Source organism: Vampirovibrionales bacterium (genome assembly GCA_016712355.1).
Taxonomy (GTDB): domain Bacteria; phylum Cyanobacteriota; class Vampirovibrionia; order Vampirovibrionales; family Vampirovibrionaceae; genus JADJRF01.
Genome location: JADJRF010000001.1, coordinates 80,134 through 100,649, shown reverse-complemented (window position 1 = coordinate 100,649; position 20,516 = coordinate 80,134). Strand labels below are relative to the sequence as shown.

The window sequence follows — 20,516 nt, the reverse complement described above, 5'->3', positions numbered from 1 at the left end:
GAACAAATCTAGTCGTCCCCCAGTTCCTCATCGAAGAACGCATCGTCGGTAAACGGACTATCGATCTCGCTTGGCGGCGTGAGCGCCTGTGCGCCACGCGGTGTCGCCAGGATCGCATCGTCGCCATCTTCGGCGTTGATCAGGTCTGCCCAAAACGCCGCGTCGCTTTGCCCTTCTCGCCGCGGCTGAAACCGGTTATTGATGATCAGCACGTTTCGTCACCTCTCTCTTGATTGCCAACACAACCAGCGCATCGTACAGCATTCCCGGCGCGCTGGCAGCCAGATATGCAGGCATCCCACGCATGTCGAGCATGAACGCCTTACCCACCGGCAGCGACGCTTCCCTGCGCACATACGGATTATCGATCAGCATCCCAGGAATGCGCACGCCAGGCGCGTCGAACCCGGCGAACGCACGCGGCGTATGCAGGAAAGCGCGCACCGGCATATCCACGCGTAGCTCCTTCAGCCACCGGTCGAACCGCGCGTTGTACTCGGTCACTTCGCTTTGCCGCTCAAAGTCCACGCCCCACTGCGCCCAGGCATAGCGCCCGATCTGCCCCTCCACGTCGAAGGTGATGCGCGGATAGCCGGCATCGCGCGCCATGCGCGCCAGGCGCAGCAGCCCGCTCAGGTCTTCGGTTTCCGCCCAATGCACGTGCAGGTAATCGAGCGCATGGAACGCAGCCGGATCGCCGGCATTGTGCGGCGCCTGATGCAACGCGCGGTTGCGCATCCAGTACAGCATAGCGTCCTTGCCGGTCTTGCAATCCACAACCAGCGACCCCATACCGTCGTATGCGACCGTCACCTTGCCGCTGTTGGCGCCCGTTACGATCCCAACTGCGTGCGTCAACCCCATCGCCGCCTGCTCGATGTCTTCTTCGCTGATCGCAAAGTGATCTTCCAGATCGACCAGGCCGGCGTCCTCCTGCACGCGCTGCTGCCAATCGAAGGCCGGCACGAGGCGCACCGCCGGCGCAGCCATCTCGATAATCGGCGTCGCCTTCCGTGCGTCCCTGCGCAGCAAGGCTTCCGCTTTTTTGTACTGGATCAACTGGTAGACCAGCGCCGGCGACGCCGTGGCGTCCCACTCGCCAAAGCCTTTCATGTCCAGCATGTACGCTTTGCCAGGATGCAGCAACGCAGAACGATCCACGTGCGGGTTGAAGATCATGCTGCCTGGAATACGCACCGATGGATCGGGGTCATAGGTGGCAATGTCGTAGGGCGTCTTGATGCGATCCAGCCCCACCCATCCCGCCGCCGGCTGATATTCTGGCCCTTTGTTGGCTGCCCACGCTCGAAACTCGTCCGGCACAAACCGCTTGGGCGCGTCAGTCGAAGGGGCGAAGTCGAAGCCATACTTCGCCCACGCGTAGCTGCCCACCGTGATGTCAGCCAGCATCTCCAGCCGGGCGAAATCGTTGTCGAGGGCGTGCTTGACGACGCCTTCCATCAGGCTCAGCGCGGCGTCGTGCCCCTGGAAGCGATCCTCCAGTTCCAAGAAATTCAGGTTGACAATCCTGTCGCCGTCGCCGTCCGAAAAGCTCAGGTCGAAGCGCCCGGCATAGGTGCGCTGATCGTCCGCATAGAGCACGCCGGCCACCTCGACCGTGTGGTACTCGGCGGTGTGGTCGTAGGCTTCATAGCGGATGGCAGCGCGCCAGCCATCCGGCAAGGAGTCGGCCAGCAGCGTGCGGAATCCTTCTGGATCGATATTGAAGTTCTGCTCACCTTCCCCGCGCTGATAGACCTCGGCGTCCACATCGGGCAAGATCGAACCGTTGCGGTCGGTGACGACAACCATCGCCACGCGCTCGCCGGCGTCCAGTTGCGCATTCAAGCGCGGATGGCTGTACGCCTGTCGCATTTGCTCGTCAGTGGGATGCACCGGCTCCCAGAAAGTGTCATTGCTTGCTTCTGTCTGTGCCCTCGACAATCTGGCCGGCATGATGCCCGCCAGATTGTCGAGGGCGTCTCGTGACGGCGGGCCGATCAATTCCTCGATAGCCGTGTATAGATCGTCGCCATCCACGATCTGCGCCTGCACAGCCCGCCACCCTTCAGCGTCGAGCATGGTAAAAAAGTCGTCGCCTTCGATGCCCAGGTCTTCGGCAATCCACAACAGCAGATCATCCGACGTGGGGCGATAGTGCGTGCGGCGCTCGATCTCTTGCAGCAGCGCAGCGAAATCCCCCGGTTGAATCGCAACGGACGGATCGATACCGGCGCTTCGCAACGCGAAGGAGACATCGAAAAGCGAATCCACCTCCACCAACTGCCCGACCACGCGCTGCACGCGCAAGCGCCGCGCCGTCTGGCTGCCACCCACCGGCGCGCCAGAATCCGCCGAATGATCACCGGATTGACCGCCGCCGTTGGAAGGGGCAAATCTTCCGCCGCCCGCGCCTGTCGCTTCGTCCACCGGCGTGCCGGCCGGCCAGCGTGCTTGTTCGTTGCTCACAGGTCGATCCCCTCCGGCGCCAGGTAGCACGCGTGTGGCGCCCACGCCTTCCACGAAGGGCGTTCGGTGCGCGATAGTATCTTCTCGCCCTTCTTCTTGCCAACGACTTTCACTTCCAGTTCACACCGGCAGTTGCTCAGGCACTGATCGTCTTGCCACTCCGGGACGGATTCGCCCGGCGCCGGCAGTGTGCCGTAGGGTTGCCAGCCGAGATCAGACAGGTAGACGCACAGCGGGCAATGCTCGGCGTCTCCCAACGTGCGCCGCTCGATCACGATCTGGTTGATGCGATGCTTGGGCTTGGGCTTGCTGGCGTAAAACTGTCGCCGTGCGGTGCCGGCGTACATGTTGATCCGGTTGAGAATCTGCGCATCGCTCTGGAGTCCCGCCTGTACTTGCGTGCCAAAGCGCAGCATCCGCTCGATTTCCTCACGCAGCATCGTGTCGATGCGCGTGAAGTCCTGACGCGTCAACCGGTCGAACCCGCCGGCGCCCAATGCGGCGTTCTGCACGTGCAGCCGGCGCAGTTGATGCTGCATCGCCATGTACCACCCAGGCGCACTGATCCGCCCTTCCGCCAACGCCAGCGTCAACCGCTGCATCGTCTCGACGCTGGCCGTCTCGTTGACATCGCGCAGATCGTAGATCACGCGCACCGAGACAAAGCGCCCGCGCGCGTCGCGGTAACGATTGCTGCGCGGGTCGAATGTATAAGCTGGAGGTACTGTTACATCAGCTTTGTACGCCTGGTTGTCGAGTATAATCTGCATGTTGTCTCTCGAACAGGTAGAGTCCCCCGTTGTCATCTTCCGCTAACAGAATGCCGGCTTCTTCGAGACCGGGTAGACGCCCCCACACGGTTGTCTTGGGTTTGCCCATCCGTCGCGCCAACTCACTGATCGAGATTCCCGGTTGTGCGCCGATCAGTATTGCCATCCGCGCGTACTCGCTCTTATTGCGTCGCCAGATTGCCATACGCTTTTGTTGCTACTCAACTTTGCCGTCGCTCTTGTCTTCATCTTCGTCGGCATGACGCCGCACTTCGTTACCGTAGTCATCGACCACAATCACGTCGCCGTCGATCTCGCCAAGTTCGATGCCAATGATGAACTCGGCATCGACTTCACCAAGCGCAAACTTATTATCGATCAACACCTGCACGACCTGTTCCCGCGTCGACCCCTGTTCCATCAATTCCTTGATCATTCCATCCACCCCATGACCTTGAAAATCTTGTCTATCGCTGCCGCCACCGGCGCGAAGTCCTCGTCAGACCACTGTTGCGGATAACCATTCAGACCCTGTTCTCTTGCAAGTTCCGCTTTTAGTACAGTGCTAGAGCTACGTGTCGCCACATATTGCGAGTACGCTCGCGCCCATTTTTCTTCCCGACGAAGAAGATACCTGACGTACCCTGCCTCGTGAGGGGTGTCAGCAAGTGATCGAAGCGTCTGAATCAACGACTGGTAGCTCTTTGTCCCTTCCAGCGCAGACCAAAACTCCTTATAGGCATCCCTCAAAGACTTATCTCTGATCTCACCGACATTATGCTCGAACGGAACGTTCAATGCTGCGAAGTCAAGCCAATGCCCAATCTCGTGCAAAGCCGTAAACGCCGGCGTTTCTGCTTTGTCGGATACAACCAATCGAATCGGTTTGCCCTCTGCGGTTTTTTCAAGAGAACCATGACTGTGTGTATCTTGGCTTTCCTCCAGAGGCAATTGCTTTAAGTCGGTAGCGCCATGCACTTCATCCACAGCACCTAGTGCCTCACGAATCGCCTTGCCGACTGCGCCAGTAGCAGTCACATTGGCCGCTGCACTAACCGGCGTCCCTTGCGGCCTGGGCTTGCCGTCCCTATCCGGTGAACCTTCACCGCCTTTCGGCGCAAACCGCCCACCGCCGGCGCCCGTCTCAGGATCGACCGCCGTGCCCTCTGGGTAACGCGGGTGAGCGTCCGCGTCGAAAGACTTCTCGGCGCGTTCACCCATGATCAGCAGCGCCCGTCGCAACATGCCGGCGAAAATCCGATCCAAATCTTCCGACGCCACGCGGCGCGCCTCAATCTCCAACGGCGTCAATCCAGCCATTCGCTCACCTTGTACGTGCCCAGAAGATGATCGTCATCGGCATAACGCACCCACGGCATTTCCGAGTGGTAGCCGTCGATCACATACACGTCTGCCATGCTCAAATCAGGCGAAAAGATCAACCCAATCGTCACCGGCTTGACTGGCTGGCCGTCTGGCGTGCGTTTACCTAGTTGCGCCGCAAATTCCTGTTTGCGGCGCAATATCTCGGCGCGCTTCCAGGCGTTGTGCTGGCGCTTTTCCTCGGCCTGCATCTGCGCCAGCAGCGCTTTTTCTGCCTTGCCCGGCTCACCAATCGTGCTGCGCCACTTCTGCGCCCCGCTTTGGTTGCTGGCGAGGCCGGCTTTTACCTCAACCGCCAAATGGTCGCCAAAGAGATCGAGCGGCGCGTTGCTGCGCCCTTCATTCAACGTGCGGAAGGGCGTCTCCATCAAATGGCTGAAGATGCTCGCCACCATGCGCTCACCCAATGCCCCTACATCCAATTTGGAGGGCACGTTCTCTGCCGCCGGCTGCTGCTTGCCCTGCCACACGCGTTGCGGAGCATCCGGCTTCGGCGCAAAGCGCCCGCCGCCCGCCCCTGTCGCCTCATCGACCGGCGTGCCGGCTGGATGGCGGTTGACCTGGCTCTCGTCCCAGGCTTTCACGCTTTCGATTGCTTCCAGGAAGATGCGCAGCACGTGCGCCGGGTGCCCAGGATCGATCTCGTGTGGGCGCACGCGCGCATAGTAGTCCGTCAGGCTCTTAAGCGAGGAAAAGTCGGGCAATGTCGGCGGGATGTCTGGCTGAACAGCAAAACCCGGCCACGCGCGCCAGGCTTCCGCCCATGCGCGTTTTAGCGTGCCCTGCCAGATGGGGAGCAGGCTCTTGGCGTCCTCGACAAACCGCTCGGCGGCGGCGTCCCACGTCACGACCGGCTTGCGCACCAACTCGACGCCATCTTCCCCCGGCTCGTTTTCGTAGCGAGCATCGAGCAGACGCTTGTACGCCGTCGCAATCGCCGGCGACAACCACCAGCCCAACCGCGCCTCACGCACCGCTTCCACCGGATCGAACGCCCACCGCTGCATCGCCCACCAATGCACACCGTCCAGGCCGGCGTCGAGCAGCCCATTCTCTTTGATCTGGCGCTCGATCTCCTCGGCGGAAACCGCGTCGATGCCAAATTCGATCAACGTCGGCGCAATGTCAGTCCGCGCCACGATCTAGCCTCGCCCCGGAACGGTTACATCTTCGCAAGCCTTCGTCTGTTCGCTGGCCGCCTTCTGTTGCTCGTTGGCTTTCTGCTGCTGAATCCAGGCATACAGACGCTGCATGGTGCCCTTGTAGTCGTTTGCATCGAGCGCCGTAATCGTTTTGCCGCGCCCTGTGCCTGTCGTCATAATCTGCGTCGCTGTACTCACGCGCGCACCTCCGCACCCTGCCGGCGCACAAAGTCTCGATTGACCACCATCGCGCCGACCACCGGCGCACAGCGCACCCACGCCTTGTCCTGGTTGTCCCACACCGCCCACGCGTCCCGTCCCGAACCAGGCGCGCCCACCCGGTAAAGGGACTTGAGCGCATCGCCCTCGAAGACCGCCCGATACGCTCCCAAAACCGCCGAATGATCGGCGGATTGTGCGCCGGCGGCCAACCAGGTCAGTGCGGCTTCGTGCTCAACCGCCGGCACGCCCTCCAGTGCCTTGCTTGCCCCAAAGGTCAGCGCCTGCATCTGCTGTTCCGGCGTCGATGTGGCGGTCGTGTGCGGCCCAGGAATCGCCGTGCGCCCGTTGCCGTTCATGCCCGCCGGCTTGCCATTCATAGGAAGGGCAGGCTTGCCGCCTGTCATCGCGTCGAGGAGTGGGTTGCCGGCTTGCTCAGATGCAGCGCTGGCGGCGCTGGCGGCCTGTTCTTTCGCCATCATGTAAGAGAGGAACAGTTCGACCAAGCGCGTCGGTACTTTGTCGAGCAGCGCCTGCAACTGCGCAAGCTCGCCTTCCAGCTTCAGCGGCTCCAGCTTTTGCTCGGCGCGGTTCTCGTTCACCGTGCGATCCTGTCCGAAGGCTTCGTACTCGGTGACGGCCATCGCGCGGTCTTGCGGCACTTCGGTCAGCACCGTGATGCGCAACCGCTCGCCGTGCGCTTCGTACATCGGTATGATCTTGAGCGTCATCCACTCGGCCATGTTCCACAGCATGGGCAGCACGGCGTCTTGCATCAGCGCCGTGGCCGCCGCAATGCGGCTTTCGCCCGACGACGTGTCACGCAATCCCGCCGGCACGCGCAGCACGGCGCGGATTGCTTCGGCGTTGTAGCTCATGCCGTCGAGGATGCGCATGTCATCGACCGAGTGCTGGATCGTCTCGACGCTCATGTCGCCGGCACGCGTGATCGCGCTGCGTCGCTGTGCGCCAAACTGTTCGGCAATGTCGCGCTTGATGGCGTCGAAGTCCTCGTCGCTGACTTCTGGCGGCACCGAGATGATCGCCGTTGGGACGGCGTTGCCCTCGCCAAAATAGCCGGCCAACCAGTTCGACTCGTTGTAGTCCATCTCCAGCGTGCGCGCCAGCGCCGACAGCGGCGACATCCCGCGCCAGAAGTCGAATAAGTTGGCCGTGCGGATATGCAGGACGTTCTCGCCGGGCAGCATGGTCATCGTGCCCAGGTTGTAGCGATAGTCGATCACCAACTTGCCCGTAACAGGCGACACGCGCAGCGTCATCGGGTCAGGCGTCACACGCAGCGCCGGCAGCGGCCATATCTCGCGCACCGGGCCGACGCCGGGGCGATCCGTCACGAGGAACCAGTAGGAGTTGCCTAGTCCCTGCATGTCCCACGCCGCGCTGTTGAGCAGTAGCCCGCCCGTCATGATCTCGTTGGGATGCTCCAGCACGCGCAGGAATTCGTGGTTGGGCACAACTTCCCACCGATCCCCAACCTCACGTTCGACCGCGAAATCGGCGGATTCCGTCACCTTGTCGGCAACCGTGCTGGCAGCGGCGTAGAAGTGCGGCGCCGTGGCTGCCAGACGCAGGTAGTACTCCAGGTTGGAGGAGTCCTGTGATGTCCCCGTGCGGCTGGCGCCCTGTACGATCTGCAAGAGCACCGGGTTCGTGCCCTTGCGCTGCGCCGGCGCGCCTTTGGCGTATTCCATTGACGATTGAAAATAGCGGAGCACCCTGCCTAACAGGGTGGGCGAAGGTTGTCTAGCCATTGGATATTCCCCCAGGAATACCAGCACCTAAAAAAATTCCTGGAGTTATCATAGCACTTGCTTTTCGTAATGTCTATAGACCGTTCGCATTTTTTTGTGCCGTACAGCAAAAGCGGCGCACCCTATGCGGTGCGCCGCTTTTGCTGTCGCCAGACGAAGACGCTATTTCACCTCGAAGACATTCTCTGAAGGGTGCGCCACCCGCGCACCCGCCTTGCGCGCCGCTTCGTTCGCCTTTTGCTGCGCAGCGACGCGCATTTCTTCCAGCGTGCCGGGGCCGGCCACCTTCATGCCGTTGCGCCACTCGGCGCGCGGCATGACCTGAAACTTGCCGTGGAAGTTCACCACAATCTGATCGTCCACCCAAACACCCCTCTCGCTACCTGGTCACTTTCTGGATAATGTAGCGCACGATGACGGCGCCGGACGCTTCCATCTCGTCGGCGCTCATTTCCTTGATCGGCTTCGACCCCTTCGGGGTCTCGACGACCAGCACTTCCAGCGCCGCCGCCGCCATTGCCATCGAGATTTGGCCGGCGACGTAGAGCGCCTGATAGCGCACCTGATCCGGCGTGGCGGCTTCCAGCACACGCCCTTCGATCCCATTCCGGCGCAGCCACTCGACCACCTGCGGCAGCTTGGTGACGATGACGACGGCACGATCTGCTTGCGCCGCGCCCATACGCGCCTCGGCATCGGCGGCGGCGTCGAACTTTGCGGCTGCTTGCTTCCACTCGGCGCGGATCAATGCCTCGATAGCTCCATCGCGCGCCAGCGGCGCTTGCTGCTTGACCCACATAATCGCATCGCGCCAGTACGCTTGCGGCCAATGCAACCCTTCCTCCCACGACTGCCGCCAACTAACAATGGCGCTGCGATCAGGCGACAAGACAGTGTAGGTGGAATTACTCCACTTGCCGTTCTTCTCGAATTTTTCACCGACGACCTCGGCCACGTTGGGGATCGTGACGCCGGTAAACCTGTGGCACTCCCCGTTCGGAAGTACGACCACGCACGCTGGCTGTCGGCTCCGACTCCCAATCCCGTCATTCCATTCCCATTGCATAGATCGTTCCTTTCGCCGGGATTCGCCGCCCGGCACGGCTGACCGTAGGATTATTATGCAGCCAGGCGCATTGCCATCGCCAGCGCCTGATCAAACGAAGCCACCTCACCCTCGACCTGCGCCTCATGCACCATGCGCAGCACCCGCCCCATCGCCGGCCCCGGACGCATCCCGACCGCGATCAGGTGACGCCCCATCAGGATAGGCTGCACCGCCGTCATCGCCGCGTCCATCTCGGCCACGAATGCGGCGCCGTCCGCCGGCATGATGAACTCGCCCGTCCAGGGGCGGCCGCTGTGATCGGCTTCCATGATCAGCCCCAACATGTAGGGCGTCGTCGCCTTCATCGTCGCGGCCAGCCGGCGCGCCGCACGCCCGCCCGTGAACCCGATGTGGCGCATGTGGAAGGCGACCAGTTCGGCAACCTCCTCGATCATCGCACGCGGCGCACCGATGCTCTCCATGAAGCGGCGTGCCGGCTCGACGCCCGCTTCGGCGTGCCCAGGCGCCACCCACCGACCAGACGTTTCACTGCGCTGCGTCGTGGCCGGCTTGCCCATGTCGTGGCACAGCGCCGCAAAGACCAGCGTCGCACGACGCTCCGCGCTCAGCCCCTCACGCCGTGCGATTGCCATTGCAGCATCTACCACGTGCTTCGTGTGCAGGTAGACGCTGCCCTCCGGGTGCCACTCCTGGTCTTGCGGCACGCGCAGCATGGCGGCGATCTCCGGGTACAGAGCTACCCATCCGGTCGAGACCAGAAATTCCAGCCCCAGGCTCGGCGTCTCGCTCTTGCTGGCCCACTTCTCCCATTCGCCCCACACGCGCTCGCGCGCCAGCGTGGGATACTCCCTGATCAGCGACCGGCACAGCGCCGCCGTGGGGCGCGTCACCGTCAGACGCATCCGCCCGGCGAACTGAAAACCCCGCAGCACGCGCAGCGGGTCTTCCGCAAAGGCTTCGCTCGTGTGGCGCAGCCGGCGCGCCCGCAGATCATCCACCCCACCGTAGGGGTCGATAATGCAACCGGCACGATCCACGCTGATTGCGTTGATCGTGAAGTCGCGACGGCGGGCCGCTTCCGAGACCGTCATCGTGTGGTCAACCTCGACCATAAAGCCGCGGTGCCCCACCCCGACGCGGCTGTCACGGCGCGGCAGGCTGAAGTCGAACTCCTCGCCGCCGGCGCGCAGCTTGATCACGCCGAAGCTGGCGCCGACCGTATTGACCTCGCCAAAGCGCCCCAGGACGCCCACCAGGGCGTCAGCGGACATACCGTACACCTCGGTGTCGATGTCCTTGTAGATATGCCCGCAGAGCATGTCGCGCACGCTGCCGCCAACCATGTAGGCGCGCCCGCCGGCGCTCTCAATTTCTTCTCGGATGGTTTCATAGACGGACATCGTGCGGTCTCCTTTTTGTTCCCTATTGATACAAAAATGATACCGCACAATGTATAAAATGTCAATAATGAATTATGCCTGTGTGCATAGAAAAACACACGGGCGGCATATTGTAGCTATGCCGCCCGTGAAAGAACTATTGGGTTAAAGGGAGTGGTGCCTACACCGCCGGCTCAGACCAAACCAGCACGCGTTGCGCGCCGGTTTCCCTGTCGGTGTCGGCGCGCTTCTCTAGTTCCGCCAACAGAAAAGACAGATCGCGGTCTGCCTGATCGATCACGTCGCTGTCTTCCAACATCCGCTCCCAATGCGGATGATCCTGGGTCTGCCAACGCGCCACGATCTCGGCCAACCGCTCGCCAGCCGGCAGCCGCGCTTCCAATTCGTCGGTCAACTGGCGCACCGTCGCCTGCAAGTGGCGAATATCCTCGCCCATGTCCGTGATGACGTTCGCCAGCGCCAGCACGTCGTCACGCGCAAAGCCCAGGATCACGGCAAGCTCCGGCGTCATGGTCGTCTTGGGTATCTTGTGATCGATGCCGTGCCACTTGTCGGCAATGTCCTTGTAGTTCATTGGTCGATTTCTACTCCTTTACGCTCAAGCACATTCGCCAGCGCCGTGTAGTGGGCGCCCGCCGTCAACCCGGTGCGCATCACGATAGCGTCAGCTTCTTCGCGAAATTCGTCGTACACTCGACGCAGCAGCACCTGTTCGTAGTCGCCGGCCAGCGTAACCTCCGCTGCGACAGCCGGCGGCCACTGCGCCGGGTCAGTCGCAGCAAACGAGGAATGCTCGAAGAAGACATTGACGTTGTTACCCTGCGCATCGTAGTTGATGCCGACGCAGCGCGCATCTGGCGGAATGCCGGCGTCGAGCCGGAGCAGGCTATCCTCACGCAGCACCTGCGCCAGCAACGGCGCGCTCAGCACCACGCGCACCACGCGACGTTCGTTGTCCTTGTTGTCAGCGGTAGAGTTCGACAAGGCGTAGCAACTCCTTTTCAGCTTCCAATGAGAGACTCTTGCCGTCATCGCCGCGTGCCCGAACGTAGACGGTTTCGCCCTTCTCGATGTCGTAATACGCTTCCTGCTTGTGCTTGGCGGATAGCCGTTCCGCTTCGTCCGACTCCGACACGACAATCGACACGTCCAGGTACACTTTGCCGTCCTCAGTGTTGTACCAGGCGCCAAAGTAGTGGTTAGGTCGCGACCAGATGTCTTCGTTGTCGATCAGGTACTGCTCCAGGTCATCCGCCGTCAACGTCTTGACATCCAAAATCCGCTCGCGGTCACGGTACGGCGACAACGCAAAGCCAGTGGTTGGCGACGTGCCGTCGAGGGGATGATAGGTGAATCCGAACTCGGCAATCACCTTGTGCAGCAAGTGCTCGTCGGCGTCATCCCATTGTTGGCGCAGCTTGGGTAACTCGTCTTCGTACTTTGTCTGACGCGGCGCCGACCCGCCGCGTTGCCCAGGCAAGCCATAATGCGGTGCGAAATAGCCCGATCCGCGCCCGCCTTTGACCGGAGTATCCTCGTTGTCTTGTGTGTTGAGCCAGGCGAATAGCCGCTCGGCAACATCCCGCTCGTTGCCCGGCTCAACCCTGGTCAGAATTCGCTTGAGCATGATCGCCTGCTTTCTCTGGCGCCAACACGCCAGCCTTACCCGCTTCCTGCTTGAGAAATGCCGCCAGCCTTTCCGCCAACTCGCGGCGCTTGACTGGATCGACTTCTGGTTTTGCCATCGTTGCGATGACGGGCTGCTCTTGCTTACTCGGCTGCTGCATTCGATACCTCCTCTTTCTCCAATGGATAGTAGGCGCCCGGCCACGCCTGGATCGCATCCCCGTAGTCGGTGCCCAAAGTCACCTTGCCCACCATGTCGTAGGTGCGCCGGCAGGCTCTCACCGCGGCGTCTTCGGTCAGGAAGACGCCCAATAACTCGAACTGACTGCCAGGCGCACCGACGCGCAACGCCACCCACACCTCGTCGCCCTCCGGCTTGCTTGTCAGTTCTTCCGACAGCAAATCGACCAGTCCCTTTGCCACGGTGAGCATATCGGCGCACATCGTCTCGACATGCAAGATGTGCGTTGCAAGTTCACGGTGCTGTTCTTCCAGCCGGCCAAGCGTCTCTTTCAGCGTTGCCAACTCCGATGCTTGCTTGTCCAAGTAGCGGCTCCTTTATCCGGTCGATTCGGTTCGCTTCTTCACAATGCCGGCGATAGCGTCCTTGACGACATCGCCGTGACACGACAGCGGCTTGCACCAGCACGCCAACACCAGGTCTTGCGTTTCAGACAAATCGGCCAACCGTTCCAGTTCTTGGCGCACAGCCCCTCCTTTTCGGTACTCAAAGCGTAACCAGTCCCGATACAACTCCAACGCCTGCTCACGCGTATGTGTACAACCGCAACGAGAACAATACCCTGCCTTATGCGGATTGCCGAGAACCGAAGCAGTAATCCCCGGCATGGAACGCCCTATGTAGATGGCGCCGCTTTGCCGGCCAACCGTCTTGATGTTGACGACCGTGACAGAATGCTCACGCATCTTTCGGAGATCGTGCGGCGTCCGACTGCGATTCAAACACTGCATCGGCGCTGTCGTCGTATCGGTACAGCACCGGCGCCTCACCGTCAAATTTACAGCGATAGCCGGCTTGCCGTGCGACTTTCGCCAGCGTCATGTAGCTGTTGTGCCCCGCCGTGCCATGCGCAAACCACGTCGAGTACAGCAGCGCCAACGCAACTTCCTTTTGCTCGCGTTCGCTCAGTTCGTCAAGCATAATCGTCTCCCTTTCTGTCATGCTTACACAGCGTCTTCTCGTGGCTGCGCGTCAACGCCTGCACTGGGTCGATCTCCAAATGCCGGCACAACTCCAGCAGCCACGCCGCGGCTTCCTGGAGACCGGCTTTCGCCTGCACGCCGCTTCCTACCTGCCACATAATCTGTGCGCCGGCCAGCGCCATACTCACCTTTGCGGCCAGGTACTGCGTGATGTCGGCGTGGTAAGTGGGGCGCTCATTGTCGAGCGTGATCAGCGCCGACGCGATCTGGCTGAACGCGTCGCCAACCTCAAGCTCCAGATCGACGCGCTTGCCGTTGTTGCGCACATACTCAGGATAGCCGCGCATAATGGCGTCGATCACCTCGCCGGCCATCTCCGACATGGCAAAGGCGATATTGTGCCCGGTGATCGGCATCGGACGCGCGTGTACCGTGCGCTCACGCACTGCCTGCTCAGCCGTCACCGCGTCGCGCAAGAACGTTTCCGCCGAAGCCGGCGCCGTTACCTTCGTGAGCACCCCACGCTGCACGGTCATTGCTCGGCGTCCTCCAGCATGTCCGCAAAAAACGGTGAAAGATCGGCTAAATACTCCAGGATCGCCATGCCCACTGCACGGATTTCCCACTGCGCCGCCTTGTCCACCGCACGCAGCTTACAGAAGTGACGCCAACCAATCAGGTTCATCGTCACCAACAAGCGCGTTTCGGTCGCGTTAGGTAGCAGGAAGCGGGCATCCTCTTTGCGTATACCCAGGTCGCGCAACCTGGCGTACTTGTCTTTGGCGACAGACCAAAACTCCGTAAACTCAGCCATTGCCTCTACGTTGTTGGCGATGGCCGGCGGCACGATTGCTTGCCACTGCCCCTTCTCCAGATCGACGTACCGCTGTGACTCCTGCGAGACGCTCGCCAAACGATGACGCACAAGCTGATGCGTCAGGGCACGCGAGACGCCTTCGATGAGGAACGTCGCCACCGTGTGATGCAGCATCGACCAGCCATAGGTCAGGTTCTGCGTCGGCATGTTTGCCATGACAAAGGTCACGGTGGCGTCGCCGGCGCGCTTGCTCGGCATGGACGGCAATGGCGGCACGTTGATCTCGAACTCGACATGCTGCTGGCGCGCACGGAGGCTTTCGACCAGCGGTTGAAAAATCGACGGGGCAATCGACGCCAGCGCGCCCGTAAGCTCCCACGCGTGGCCGTTCTCCATCAGCTCGCGCCAGACGCGCAGGTTGGCGCTTACCAGATGTGCATCTGGATGATCCGAGTGGATTTCCAGGTAGCGGTTGAACTTCGTCCAAAATGCCGGATCGAACTCATCCGCCGGCAGCAGCACTGACGCCCACGCATGTTCCAGCACGTCGAGGTGTCCCTCTTTGATGCGTTGCTGGATGAAGCCTGGCGCCGTGCCCTGACGCGACGTTGAGGCGTAGCACAGCCGGCCCGCATACTCGATCACGCGCTCGCTGTCGGTGCCGGCGCCCTGCCACAGCACGCCCAGGTCGCTCGGCGCGTGCTGGCGATCCTGGAGAACGATCTTGCTTGCCGCCATTACCTTGACCATGTTGCTCCTTTCGATTGTCGATTCTTATGCCGTACAGAATATCACGCCGTCAATTATTCCTCAAGGAATATCCGCGCCTACTTTGGAATGATCATCGGCATGACCACCACCACAGCGCTCATGTGATCCTTCTCGCCTTTCAGCACGAACGGGCGATTGTCGGCGTGATAGTGCATCGTCGGATCGTCAATGCCCAGGTCGAGCAGCCCAGTCACGGCGCTTTCCAGATACGCCATGTTCATCGCCATCGAGACCGGCTCAGTCGTGCCCAACCGCGTAATTGGACACCGCGACTCGAAATCGCCCTTCTCGTCATCCTTGCATCGCAACTGCACAGCGTCCGCGCCAAACTCGAAGTCCACGCGCAGATCGTCGCGCTTGAATGATTTCGCCGTCGCCAGATGCCGGCGAAACTCACGCAGATCGACCTCCATCACCTCGCCGGCCACGTTGGGAATAATGGCGGCGTAGTTCGGATAATTCCCGTCCGATAGGTGCGTCACCAACCGAAACGCGATGTCGCCAGCCAACAGCCCGCTCACCTCGATCTTGTTTTCGAACAGCACAAACTTCAGATCACCAACCCCACGTTGACCGGCCATGTGCGTCATCTCAACGCCAGGCGCCAATAGATTGATCGGTCGCTTGCCGTCACCGGCATAAGGCACGCGCGTCGTGGCCTTGACCAAGCGGTATCCGTCCGTGCAGACAAACGCCAGTCGCGCCGTGTCGTTGTCGTCGTCGGGCATAAGCTCGATGCGCACGCCGGTCAACGTCGGCCGGCTTTCGTCGCCAGAGCGCGCCGTCGTCGCCAGCCCCGCCAGCGCGCCAAACTCCGCTGCGCCGATCAGGAAGTACGGCGCCTCGTCATCTGGCGCCGACTTGAGCAATGCCCGCGTTGCGTTGTCCTGGCGCACCTTGAGCGTCGTGGCGTCGCTGCGTCCATCGATTCCGTACCCCTCGACCGCCATCGTCTTGTCGTTCCACCCGATGCGCACCATCGGGGACGGCAACAAACCAAGAATTTCACTCAGCAACTTGCCGCTGACAAAGACTCCTTCCGGCCATGTATCGGCCAACGGTTCGCAGCCAATCGTCGCGTCGATGCGCCGCTCTCCAGGATTGATGCCGCTCACCGTCACGCCGCGGTCGCCGCCCTCGATCAGCAGCATCCCGTCCAGCGGGCCGAAGCTCTTTTGGTGGAAGCGAATCGCCAGCTTCACCGCCGCCAGCAACTGTTCTCGATTTGCCTTCAGTACACTCTCCATCGTTGATTCCTTTCACGCGCCAAAAATTACCATGACGACAACTACGATCAACCCAACCGCGCCGGCCAGCGCCAACGGCGGCAGGTCAAAGAGCAAGTGCCCCAAGTCCTGCACGATCCAGCCGGCCAGCACGCCCAACCAAAAGCGGTGAAAGATCACCGCTATATCCCACAGTGCGCCGACAGTCACCGGCTGCACATCGCACGCATTCAGCACGCACCAGTCGCCGGCGATGCCCGCCGCCACCCACAGCAGCACCCGCGCAATCACCGCCAGATAGATCGCCCGCGTCAGTGTGCCGATGACGGGCACGTGGGAGATGCCACGGTGAGGCACAACGATCTCGTATCCTGCCCACAGCCATTGCCACAGCACGCCGACCACCTCACCCACCTGGTAGAAGCGCAGTTCTTCGTGCGTCACCACGTGGTGATCGATGTCGGGCGTGATGATAATGCCCACCAGCCCGCCGATGACGAGACCGGCGCCCAACTGCGCATCGTCGTAGTTGATGGCGACGACGATGCCAGCCAGCGTGATAGGCGCCTGAAGTGCGTAGGCGACGCGTGCGTGTGTGTTGCCCGATGCCATCGGCGTTGTCTCTTAGAAAAACTCCACGTCCTCGCCGGCTTCCGCCGCTTTGCGTAGGCCGGCGACAAATTCTTCGGTTCGGCGTCGCCAGATCGCATCCGCCGTATCGGGCGGCAATTTCTCGATCAACTCCGCAAGTCGGTCTGCCAACGGCGCCGCCTGCGCCGATCTGATCCAGCCCTCACAGTCAGAGTGAGCAAGCAGGACGAGCAGCGGATCATCCGGCGTCGCCGGCCATTCGCCCGCCAACACCCCATCGGGCAGGCTGTCCCAGTCCAGAACCGGAATTGGATTTCCGTCTTCGTACAATCCGATCTGGTATCCGGCTGCTGCCGCCAGTGCGTTGCGCCAGCGACGAAACGCACCGTATGACCCACTCCAGCATTCGTGCGATGTTGTCAATCCCACTTTGCACCTCCCCTATCGAATCTGAAGCGTACCCGGCACTTCGGTAACTTTGCGGTACGGTTCCAACGCCAGTCCGATCACCGGGTTGCTCTGCGCCAGTGCGTCGAGACCATTCGTGTCGTAGGCGACGCGGCTGTAGCTAGCGCGTACTGCCGCTTTGCCGCTCGGCGCGTCAAACTTGCTGATCAGAAGCTCAGCAAAGATTTCTTCGACCATGCCCTTGACGCCGGCCTGCACTTCTTCCAGCGCCTTGATGTAGCCGGCGGCTTCGTTGTAGATGCCAAACGCCTGATCGAGCACCGCTTCCGATTTACCACCGCCACTCTCCAAGAACGCCAGGCGGCGTTTGAGTTCCTGCACTCTGTCAATTCCTTCGCACATACTGTCACCCCTTTTATGCCTACAGAAATACTCGACTCAAAAAAAACTACCGGTTCAGCCCCAAGTGGGCAATGATCTCGTCGGCCATTGCCCGCGCTTCCGCCGGCAACTCCAGCGGCTGGATGCGTAGGGCTTCCAGTTGCGGATTGCCGTACCACGTATCCACGCCGGCAATCTTGATGAGCGCGCTCAGGAACGCCATCGCATCCTGAAAGCTCTTGGCGTCGTGAAGATCGACCGGCGCCGTCACCGCCCGCTCGTCCTGCATGATCTGCACTCTGACTTGGTACATCGCGCCTCCCCTAGATCGAAATGCCTTCCGCCCTTGCCCACGCTGCGACCGCTTGCCCGATCTCGCGGTCGCTGTACTGCGATCCGTCCGGCTTGTAGGGGCGAATGTCGGTGTAGCTCCAAGTCGTGCCGTGCGGCTCCAGCGTCACCGTTTTCGGATTCAGCCGGCGCACGACAGTTCTTTGCGGGTTAGGCATGAACTCGACAGTATCGCCCTTCTTCACGTGCGCGCGGATGTACGCCGCGTACACGTCGGTGACGCGCTTACGCACCTGTCGGCTCGGCGCGTCGGCGCGTGGCTGGCCGTCCGCATGGCACTCGCCGGCCTCGAAGTTTGCCAGCCGATTGCGCAGGTAGGCCAGGTCTTTCTGTGCCCGCAACCGATCCCCAATGGCCTTGCGCTGTGCGTCGTGGCTGCGTTGCCGGCGCCCGGCTTGCCCTGCCGTCATGTTGCCGACGCCGTGCGTGAAATGATAGGCAAGCTCGTCTTCCCTGTCGGCTCTGGGCGTCAGGCGTGCGATCTTCTTCTCCAGTCGCTCGATCTCGGCGCGCAGTTGCGCTTCGGTGCGGATCGCTCTCACAACGTGCTCCCCTGCCTGCTGAGTCTCGCCAACGTATGCAGGCGCTCGATCACGGCGTCGATGCCGGCGTCTGTCGGCGTCAGGAAGGTCAGCGACGCCTTGTACATCGGCGCCATCTCCTGAAGATAAAACTCCATGCGCGCTGTCGCGCCTTCACCGAGATCGATTTCCAGCACATCATGGCGCACCTTTGCCGTGTCCATGTGATCCCATGCGTATGCGCGCGTTTTCACCGCCATCGCTTCCCGGCCGGCGCGGTACGCGTCGTTAATCTCCCGCTGGCGCACGCGGTTCTCCGCGACGCCAAACAGGTAATCGACAATTGGCTGAATCACCATCGATGCTTTGCTGCCATAGAAACGCCGGCTCGTCTTTTTGTCTGCCGGGTCGAGCGCCCGCGCCACGACAGTATCCGGCTCTGCCGACTCGTACACTTCCAGATAAAGCTCGGCGCCTTCCTCGCAATCCACAAAGTACAACCGCGCCGCGCCGACGCCTGAGTCAAAAATGTACCGCCGGCTAAGCGGCACGCCCTTGTAGGATGGCGGGCCGCCGCGCCGCTTGATCTCATCTTCGATTTGCGACAGGATAGCGCGCTGCGCCGCCTGTTCCCCTGTTACTTTCCTGATTTCATCCACTTTATTTTCCCTCCAGATACACTCGATACGACCGCTCGACGCTTGCCATCGTCACCGTGAGCGCCGGTTGAAGCCAGTCGAAAATCCGTTCTTCCGGCGTCGCCCATTCCACCAAGCGGAAGTACTTCGCCGAGTATGGCGACATGCACTTTACGAGCACCGACGCTTGCGTGAAGCTCAAGAGAAGCACCTCGTACTTGATGCTACCTACGACCAGTAACACCCTGGGTTGAAACCAATACCAATACAGGTACTCAACAGTAAACGCAGCCGGCGTGCCGGCAATCGAGATGTTGAGCGCGTTAAGCATTTCCACCAACCGCTCAACGGACGCCTTGACCTTTGCCTTCGCGCCAGGTTCATCAGACGGGATTCTCACGGTTCGTTTCCTTTCACTACACAATCGACTTGCGAATCGAGACCGCCTTGCCGGGCGTCTTGACCGCCGGCACCTCCACGACAACGCCATCCTCGCCGGCGCCGCCGTGCTGCCGCGCCAGGAACGCCACCATCAGCGCCGCCGCCTGATCTTTGCCGGTCATGCCGGCTAGGTCGAACAGGTCGGGCTGCGGCATCTCCGACATGGAGATTTCCAGCAACGCTGCCGGGTCATTGTTGGCGACGAGGAAGGCCGTCACGGCCTCCAAGCGCGCATTCATGCGGCGCTTGTCACTCCAGACGCTGCGCACCGTGTAGGCCGCGTCCAGGAACGCCAACTGCGTTTCCCGGCTCAAGTGCAACGCTTCCATCTGCGCGACCAGCGGCGAATCGAGGAACGTAAACGCCACCTCCCGCTGCCAGTCGGCGGAAATCCTGTAGTCAGGCGATGCGTGCGCGCCGCCGTCGGCCATCAATGGGAATTGAAACGCGCCGGACGCAAAGCGCGTCCGCAGCCAGAAGTACAGCGGGGAGACTTCTGGATCGTCCCGGAAGGTCTGCACCGAACCGGGCTGATATTCGATCTGCACGCCGTTGCAGACCGGACACGACGTGGGCGCGCTCTCCTGCACGTTGTGCGTCGCCATGCACTCGTAGCAGGTGACGGCCCAATCCGAGGGCGTCGCCTTCCGCCCGCGCTTGCCATGCACATGCTCGATGTGCTCCAGCGCGCGGATGTCCGACAACGAAGGCTCAAAATTCTTCTCCAGGTCGAGCCGGCCAAAGAGCACCAGCGCCGGGCGGATCGTCTCCTTCGTCACGGCGACGATCCGCCGCTTTCCGTTGACCTCCTCGTACTGGTGCTTCTCGACCTCGATGCCGCGCATCAAGCGCGCCGCGATCAGGCGCGCCAGCGAGTAGCTAAACGTGATGATCGCCCCTTCCTGGACGATCACGGTCGATTTCTTGGCGTCCAGCCGGCTTTCAACCACGTTCTCGGCGGCTTCGTCTTCTGTGCGCACGCGGATGCCGAACTTATGCAGCATCCGGTACCACTTGGTGGGCGGCTGGACGCTCTTGCCGTCCACGCGCCGGCCATCAGACCACTCAATCAACACGACGTAGCGTTCGAGCAAGTCGCTTTCACGCTCAGAGACTTGCTCGTCCTCGACTGCTAGAATGTCTGCCATCGCGATCTATCCTTCCTGGGGCGTCACCCCCAAACGATCCACATTGCCAGAGAAAATAATACCACATAGCCTAAAAAATGTCAATTGTAATTGCAGAATGATCACCGGAATAAAAAAAGGACTACAGGCATAAAAGCAGCCCGGCCCGCTGGTATTCGGGCCGGGCTAGAGGAAAGAGGGTGAGGAAGGAAGGATGTAAGAAGGGATAC

30 protein-coding genes are annotated in these 20,516 nt (G+C 61.3%); all 30 read right to left on the bottom strand.

The features are described 5' to 3' along the window. Positions 1-8: 8 nt before the first annotated feature. The 30 genes from IPK79_00710 to IPK79_00565 all read right to left on the bottom strand — a co-directional run bounded on the left by IPK79_00710 (position 9) and on the right by IPK79_00565 (position 20,307). Positions 9-212 (bottom strand): hypothetical protein, encoded by a 204-nt coding sequence (locus IPK79_00710; protein ID MBK8188955.1) that lies wholly within the window; start codon positions 210-212, stop codon positions 9-11. Then, positions 196-2,469: a hypothetical protein gene (locus tag IPK79_00705; GenBank protein ID MBK8188954.1), complete on the bottom strand. Its 2,274-nt coding sequence runs from the start codon at positions 2,467-2,469 to the stop codon at positions 196-198. Before IPK79_00705 ends, IPK79_00710 begins: the two co-directional genes overlap by 17 nt. Further along, the gene (locus IPK79_00700) at positions 2,466-3,275 is read right to left on the bottom strand and encodes a hypothetical protein (GenBank protein MBK8188953.1); all 810 of its coding nucleotides are present in this window, start codon (positions 3,273-3,275) and stop codon (positions 2,466-2,468) included. The genes IPK79_00705 and IPK79_00700 overlap by 4 nt, the downstream gene beginning before the upstream one ends. After that, positions 3,202-3,405: a winged helix-turn-helix domain-containing protein gene (locus tag IPK79_00695; protein ID MBK8188952.1), complete on the bottom strand. Its 204-nt coding sequence runs from the start codon at positions 3,403-3,405 to the stop codon at positions 3,202-3,204. Before IPK79_00695 ends, IPK79_00700 begins: the two co-directional genes overlap by 74 nt. 51 nt (positions 3,406-3,456) lie before the next feature. Further along, positions 3,457-3,675 carry a hypothetical protein gene (locus tag IPK79_00690; GenBank protein ID MBK8188951.1) on the bottom strand — a complete coding sequence of 73 codons (219 nt, stop codon included), beginning with the start codon at positions 3,673-3,675 and terminating at the stop codon, positions 3,457-3,459. Continuing rightward, positions 3,672-4,559: a hypothetical protein gene (locus tag IPK79_00685; protein ID MBK8188950.1), complete on the bottom strand. Its 888-nt coding sequence runs from the start codon at positions 4,557-4,559 to the stop codon at positions 3,672-3,674. Before IPK79_00685 ends, IPK79_00690 begins: the two co-directional genes overlap by 4 nt. Further along, entirely contained in the window at positions 4,547-5,761 is a 1,215-nt protein-coding gene (locus IPK79_00680; protein ID MBK8188949.1) for a hypothetical protein, read from the bottom strand. The genes IPK79_00685 and IPK79_00680 overlap by 13 nt, the downstream gene beginning before the upstream one ends. Positions 5,762-5,764: 3 nt before the next feature. Then, entirely contained in the window at positions 5,765-5,962 is a 198-nt protein-coding gene (locus IPK79_00675; protein ID MBK8188948.1) for a hypothetical protein, read from the bottom strand. Then, positions 5,959-7,695 carry a phage portal protein gene (locus tag IPK79_00670; protein MBK8188947.1) on the bottom strand — a complete coding sequence of 579 codons (1,737 nt, stop codon included), beginning with the start codon at positions 7,693-7,695 and terminating at the stop codon, positions 5,959-5,961. Before IPK79_00670 ends, IPK79_00675 begins: the two co-directional genes overlap by 4 nt. Positions 7,696-7,917: 222 nt before the next feature. Beyond that, positions 7,918-8,118 carry a hypothetical protein gene (locus IPK79_00665; protein MBK8188946.1) on the bottom strand — a complete coding sequence of 67 codons (201 nt, stop codon included), beginning with the start codon at positions 8,116-8,118 and terminating at the stop codon, positions 7,918-7,920. 16 nt (positions 8,119-8,134) lie between these two features. Beyond that, positions 8,135-8,710: a hypothetical protein gene (locus tag IPK79_00660; protein MBK8188945.1), complete on the bottom strand. Its 576-nt coding sequence runs from the start codon at positions 8,708-8,710 to the stop codon at positions 8,135-8,137. A gap of 164 nt (positions 8,711-8,874) precedes the next feature. Then, positions 8,875-10,224: an HD domain-containing protein gene (locus IPK79_00655; protein MBK8188944.1), complete on the bottom strand. Its 1,350-nt coding sequence runs from the start codon at positions 10,222-10,224 to the stop codon at positions 8,875-8,877. Between the two features lie 160 nt (positions 10,225-10,384). Further along, complete coding sequence (locus IPK79_00650; protein MBK8188943.1) at positions 10,385-10,798, bottom strand: hypothetical protein; 414 nt, start codon at positions 10,796-10,798, stop codon at positions 10,385-10,387. Continuing rightward, on the bottom strand, positions 10,795-11,208 hold the full coding sequence (locus IPK79_00645; GenBank protein ID MBK8188942.1) for a hypothetical protein: 414 nt from the start codon (positions 11,206-11,208) through the stop codon (positions 10,795-10,797). Before IPK79_00645 ends, IPK79_00650 begins: the two co-directional genes overlap by 4 nt. Then, positions 11,189-11,851 (bottom strand): hypothetical protein, encoded by a 663-nt coding sequence (locus IPK79_00640; GenBank protein ID MBK8188941.1) that lies wholly within the window; start codon positions 11,849-11,851, stop codon positions 11,189-11,191. The genes IPK79_00645 and IPK79_00640 overlap by 20 nt, the downstream gene beginning before the upstream one ends. After that, positions 11,823-12,011: a hypothetical protein gene (locus IPK79_00635; GenBank protein ID MBK8188940.1), complete on the bottom strand. Its 189-nt coding sequence runs from the start codon at positions 12,009-12,011 to the stop codon at positions 11,823-11,825. The genes IPK79_00640 and IPK79_00635 overlap by 29 nt, the downstream gene beginning before the upstream one ends. Then, a complete protein-coding gene (locus IPK79_00630; protein ID MBK8188939.1) occupies positions 11,995-12,396 on the bottom strand; it encodes a hypothetical protein in 402 nt (133 codons plus the stop codon). The genes IPK79_00635 and IPK79_00630 overlap by 17 nt, the downstream gene beginning before the upstream one ends. Positions 12,397-12,408: 12 nt before the next feature. After that, complete coding sequence (locus tag IPK79_00625) at positions 12,409-12,777, bottom strand: DUF4326 domain-containing protein (GenBank protein ID MBK8188938.1); 369 nt, start codon at positions 12,775-12,777, stop codon at positions 12,409-12,411. After that, on the bottom strand, positions 12,770-13,012 hold the full coding sequence (locus IPK79_00620; protein ID MBK8188937.1) for a hypothetical protein: 243 nt from the start codon (positions 13,010-13,012) through the stop codon (positions 12,770-12,772). The genes IPK79_00625 and IPK79_00620 overlap by 8 nt, the downstream gene beginning before the upstream one ends. Beyond that, the gene (locus IPK79_00615; GenBank protein ID MBK8188936.1) at positions 13,005-13,550 is read right to left on the bottom strand and encodes a hypothetical protein; all 546 of its coding nucleotides are present in this window, start codon (positions 13,548-13,550) and stop codon (positions 13,005-13,007) included. The genes IPK79_00620 and IPK79_00615 overlap by 8 nt, the downstream gene beginning before the upstream one ends. After that, positions 13,547-14,581, bottom strand: coding sequence for an FAD-dependent thymidylate synthase (gene thyX / locus IPK79_00610; protein ID MBK8188935.1), 1,035 nt, complete (start codon positions 14,579-14,581; stop codon positions 13,547-13,549). The genes IPK79_00615 and thyX overlap by 4 nt, the downstream gene beginning before the upstream one ends. Positions 14,582-14,658: 77 nt before the next feature. Continuing rightward, positions 14,659-15,849 carry a hypothetical protein gene (locus tag IPK79_00605; protein MBK8188934.1) on the bottom strand — a complete coding sequence of 397 codons (1,191 nt, stop codon included), beginning with the start codon at positions 15,847-15,849 and terminating at the stop codon, positions 14,659-14,661. 12 nt (positions 15,850-15,861) lie between these two features. Beyond that, positions 15,862-16,440 (bottom strand): DUF2227 family putative metal-binding protein, encoded by a 579-nt coding sequence (locus IPK79_00600; protein ID MBK8188933.1) that lies wholly within the window; start codon positions 16,438-16,440, stop codon positions 15,862-15,864. A 12-nt stretch (positions 16,441-16,452) separates the two neighbouring features. Then, the gene (locus tag IPK79_00595; GenBank protein MBK8188932.1) at positions 16,453-16,842 is read right to left on the bottom strand and encodes a hypothetical protein; all 390 of its coding nucleotides are present in this window, start codon (positions 16,840-16,842) and stop codon (positions 16,453-16,455) included. Between the two features lie 18 nt (positions 16,843-16,860). Continuing rightward, positions 16,861-17,229, bottom strand: a complete 369-nt coding sequence (locus IPK79_00590) for a hypothetical protein (protein ID MBK8188931.1) — start codon at positions 17,227-17,229, stop codon at positions 16,861-16,863. 46 nt (positions 17,230-17,275) lie between these two features. Next, a complete protein-coding gene (locus IPK79_00585; protein MBK8188930.1) occupies positions 17,276-17,521 on the bottom strand; it encodes a hypothetical protein in 246 nt (81 codons plus the stop codon). A 10-nt stretch (positions 17,522-17,531) separates the two neighbouring features. Next, positions 17,532-18,101 carry a hypothetical protein gene (locus IPK79_00580; GenBank protein ID MBK8188929.1) on the bottom strand — a complete coding sequence of 190 codons (570 nt, stop codon included), beginning with the start codon at positions 18,099-18,101 and terminating at the stop codon, positions 17,532-17,534. Further along, on the bottom strand, positions 18,098-18,739 hold the full coding sequence (locus IPK79_00575) for a hypothetical protein (protein MBK8188928.1): 642 nt from the start codon (positions 18,737-18,739) through the stop codon (positions 18,098-18,100). The genes IPK79_00580 and IPK79_00575 overlap by 4 nt, the downstream gene beginning before the upstream one ends. A gap of 1 nt (position 18,740) precedes the next feature. Further along, positions 18,741-19,118 (bottom strand): hypothetical protein, encoded by a 378-nt coding sequence (locus tag IPK79_00570; GenBank protein ID MBK8188927.1) that lies wholly within the window; start codon positions 19,116-19,118, stop codon positions 18,741-18,743. Positions 19,119-19,134: 16 nt separating this feature from the next. Beyond that, entirely contained in the window at positions 19,135-20,307 is a 1,173-nt protein-coding gene (locus IPK79_00565; protein ID MBK8188926.1) for a hypothetical protein, read from the bottom strand. Positions 20,308-20,516 lie beyond the last annotated feature (209 nt).

Bases quoted from the DNA above. Each gene is read 5' to 3' on its own strand.
- IPK79_00590 (MBK8188931.1), bottom strand. From the start codon at position 17,229: ATGTGCGAAGGAATTGACAGAGTGCAGGAACTCAAACGCCGCCTGGCG.
- IPK79_00670 (MBK8188947.1), bottom strand. From the start codon at position 7,695: ATGGAATACGCCAAAGGCGCGCCGGCGCAGCGCAAGGGCACGAACCCG.
- IPK79_00625 (MBK8188938.1), bottom strand. From the start codon at position 12,777: ATGCGTGAGCATTCTGTCACGGTCGTCAACATCAAGACGGTTGGCCGG.
- IPK79_00700 (MBK8188953.1), bottom strand. From the start codon at position 3,275: ATGACAACGGGGGACTCTACCTGTTCGAGAGACAACATGCAGATTATA.
- IPK79_00695 (MBK8188952.1), bottom strand. From the start codon at position 3,405: ATGGCAATACTGATCGGCGCACAACCGGGAATCTCGATCAGTGAGTTG.
- IPK79_00640 (MBK8188941.1), bottom strand. From the start codon at position 11,851: ATGCTCAAGCGAATTCTGACCAGGGTTGAGCCGGGCAACGAGCGGGAT.
- IPK79_00585 (MBK8188930.1), bottom strand. From the start codon at position 17,521: ATGTACCAAGTCAGAGTGCAGATCATGCAGGACGAGCGGGCGGTGACG.
- IPK79_00655 (MBK8188944.1), bottom strand. From the start codon at position 10,224: ATGTCCGTCTATGAAACCATCCGAGAAGAAATTGAGAGCGCCGGCGGG.
- thyX (MBK8188935.1), bottom strand. From the start codon at position 14,581: ATGGTCAAGGTAATGGCGGCAAGCAAGATCGTTCTCCAGGATCGCCAG.
- IPK79_00600 (MBK8188933.1), bottom strand. From the start codon at position 16,440: ATGGCATCGGGCAACACACACGCACGCGTCGCCTACGCACTTCAGGCG.
- IPK79_00685 (MBK8188950.1), bottom strand. From the start codon at position 4,559: ATGGCTGGATTGACGCCGTTGGAGATTGAGGCGCGCCGCGTGGCGTCG.
- IPK79_00650 (MBK8188943.1), bottom strand. From the start codon at position 10,798: ATGAACTACAAGGACATTGCCGACAAGTGGCACGGCATCGATCACAAG.
- IPK79_00620 (MBK8188937.1), bottom strand. From the start codon at position 13,012: ATGCTTGACGAACTGAGCGAACGCGAGCAAAAGGAAGTTGCGTTGGCG.
- IPK79_00690 (MBK8188951.1), bottom strand. From the start codon at position 3,675: ATGATCAAGGAATTGATGGAACAGGGGTCGACGCGGGAACAGGTCGTG.
- IPK79_00635 (MBK8188940.1), bottom strand. From the start codon at position 12,011: ATGCAGCAGCCGAGTAAGCAAGAGCAGCCCGTCATCGCAACGATGGCA.
- IPK79_00615 (MBK8188936.1), bottom strand. From the start codon at position 13,550: ATGACCGTGCAGCGTGGGGTGCTCACGAAGGTAACGGCGCCGGCTTCG.
- IPK79_00565 (MBK8188926.1), bottom strand. From the start codon at position 20,307: ATGGCAGACATTCTAGCAGTCGAGGACGAGCAAGTCTCTGAGCGTGAA.
- IPK79_00605 (MBK8188934.1), bottom strand. From the start codon at position 15,849: ATGGAGAGTGTACTGAAGGCAAATCGAGAACAGTTGCTGGCGGCGGTG.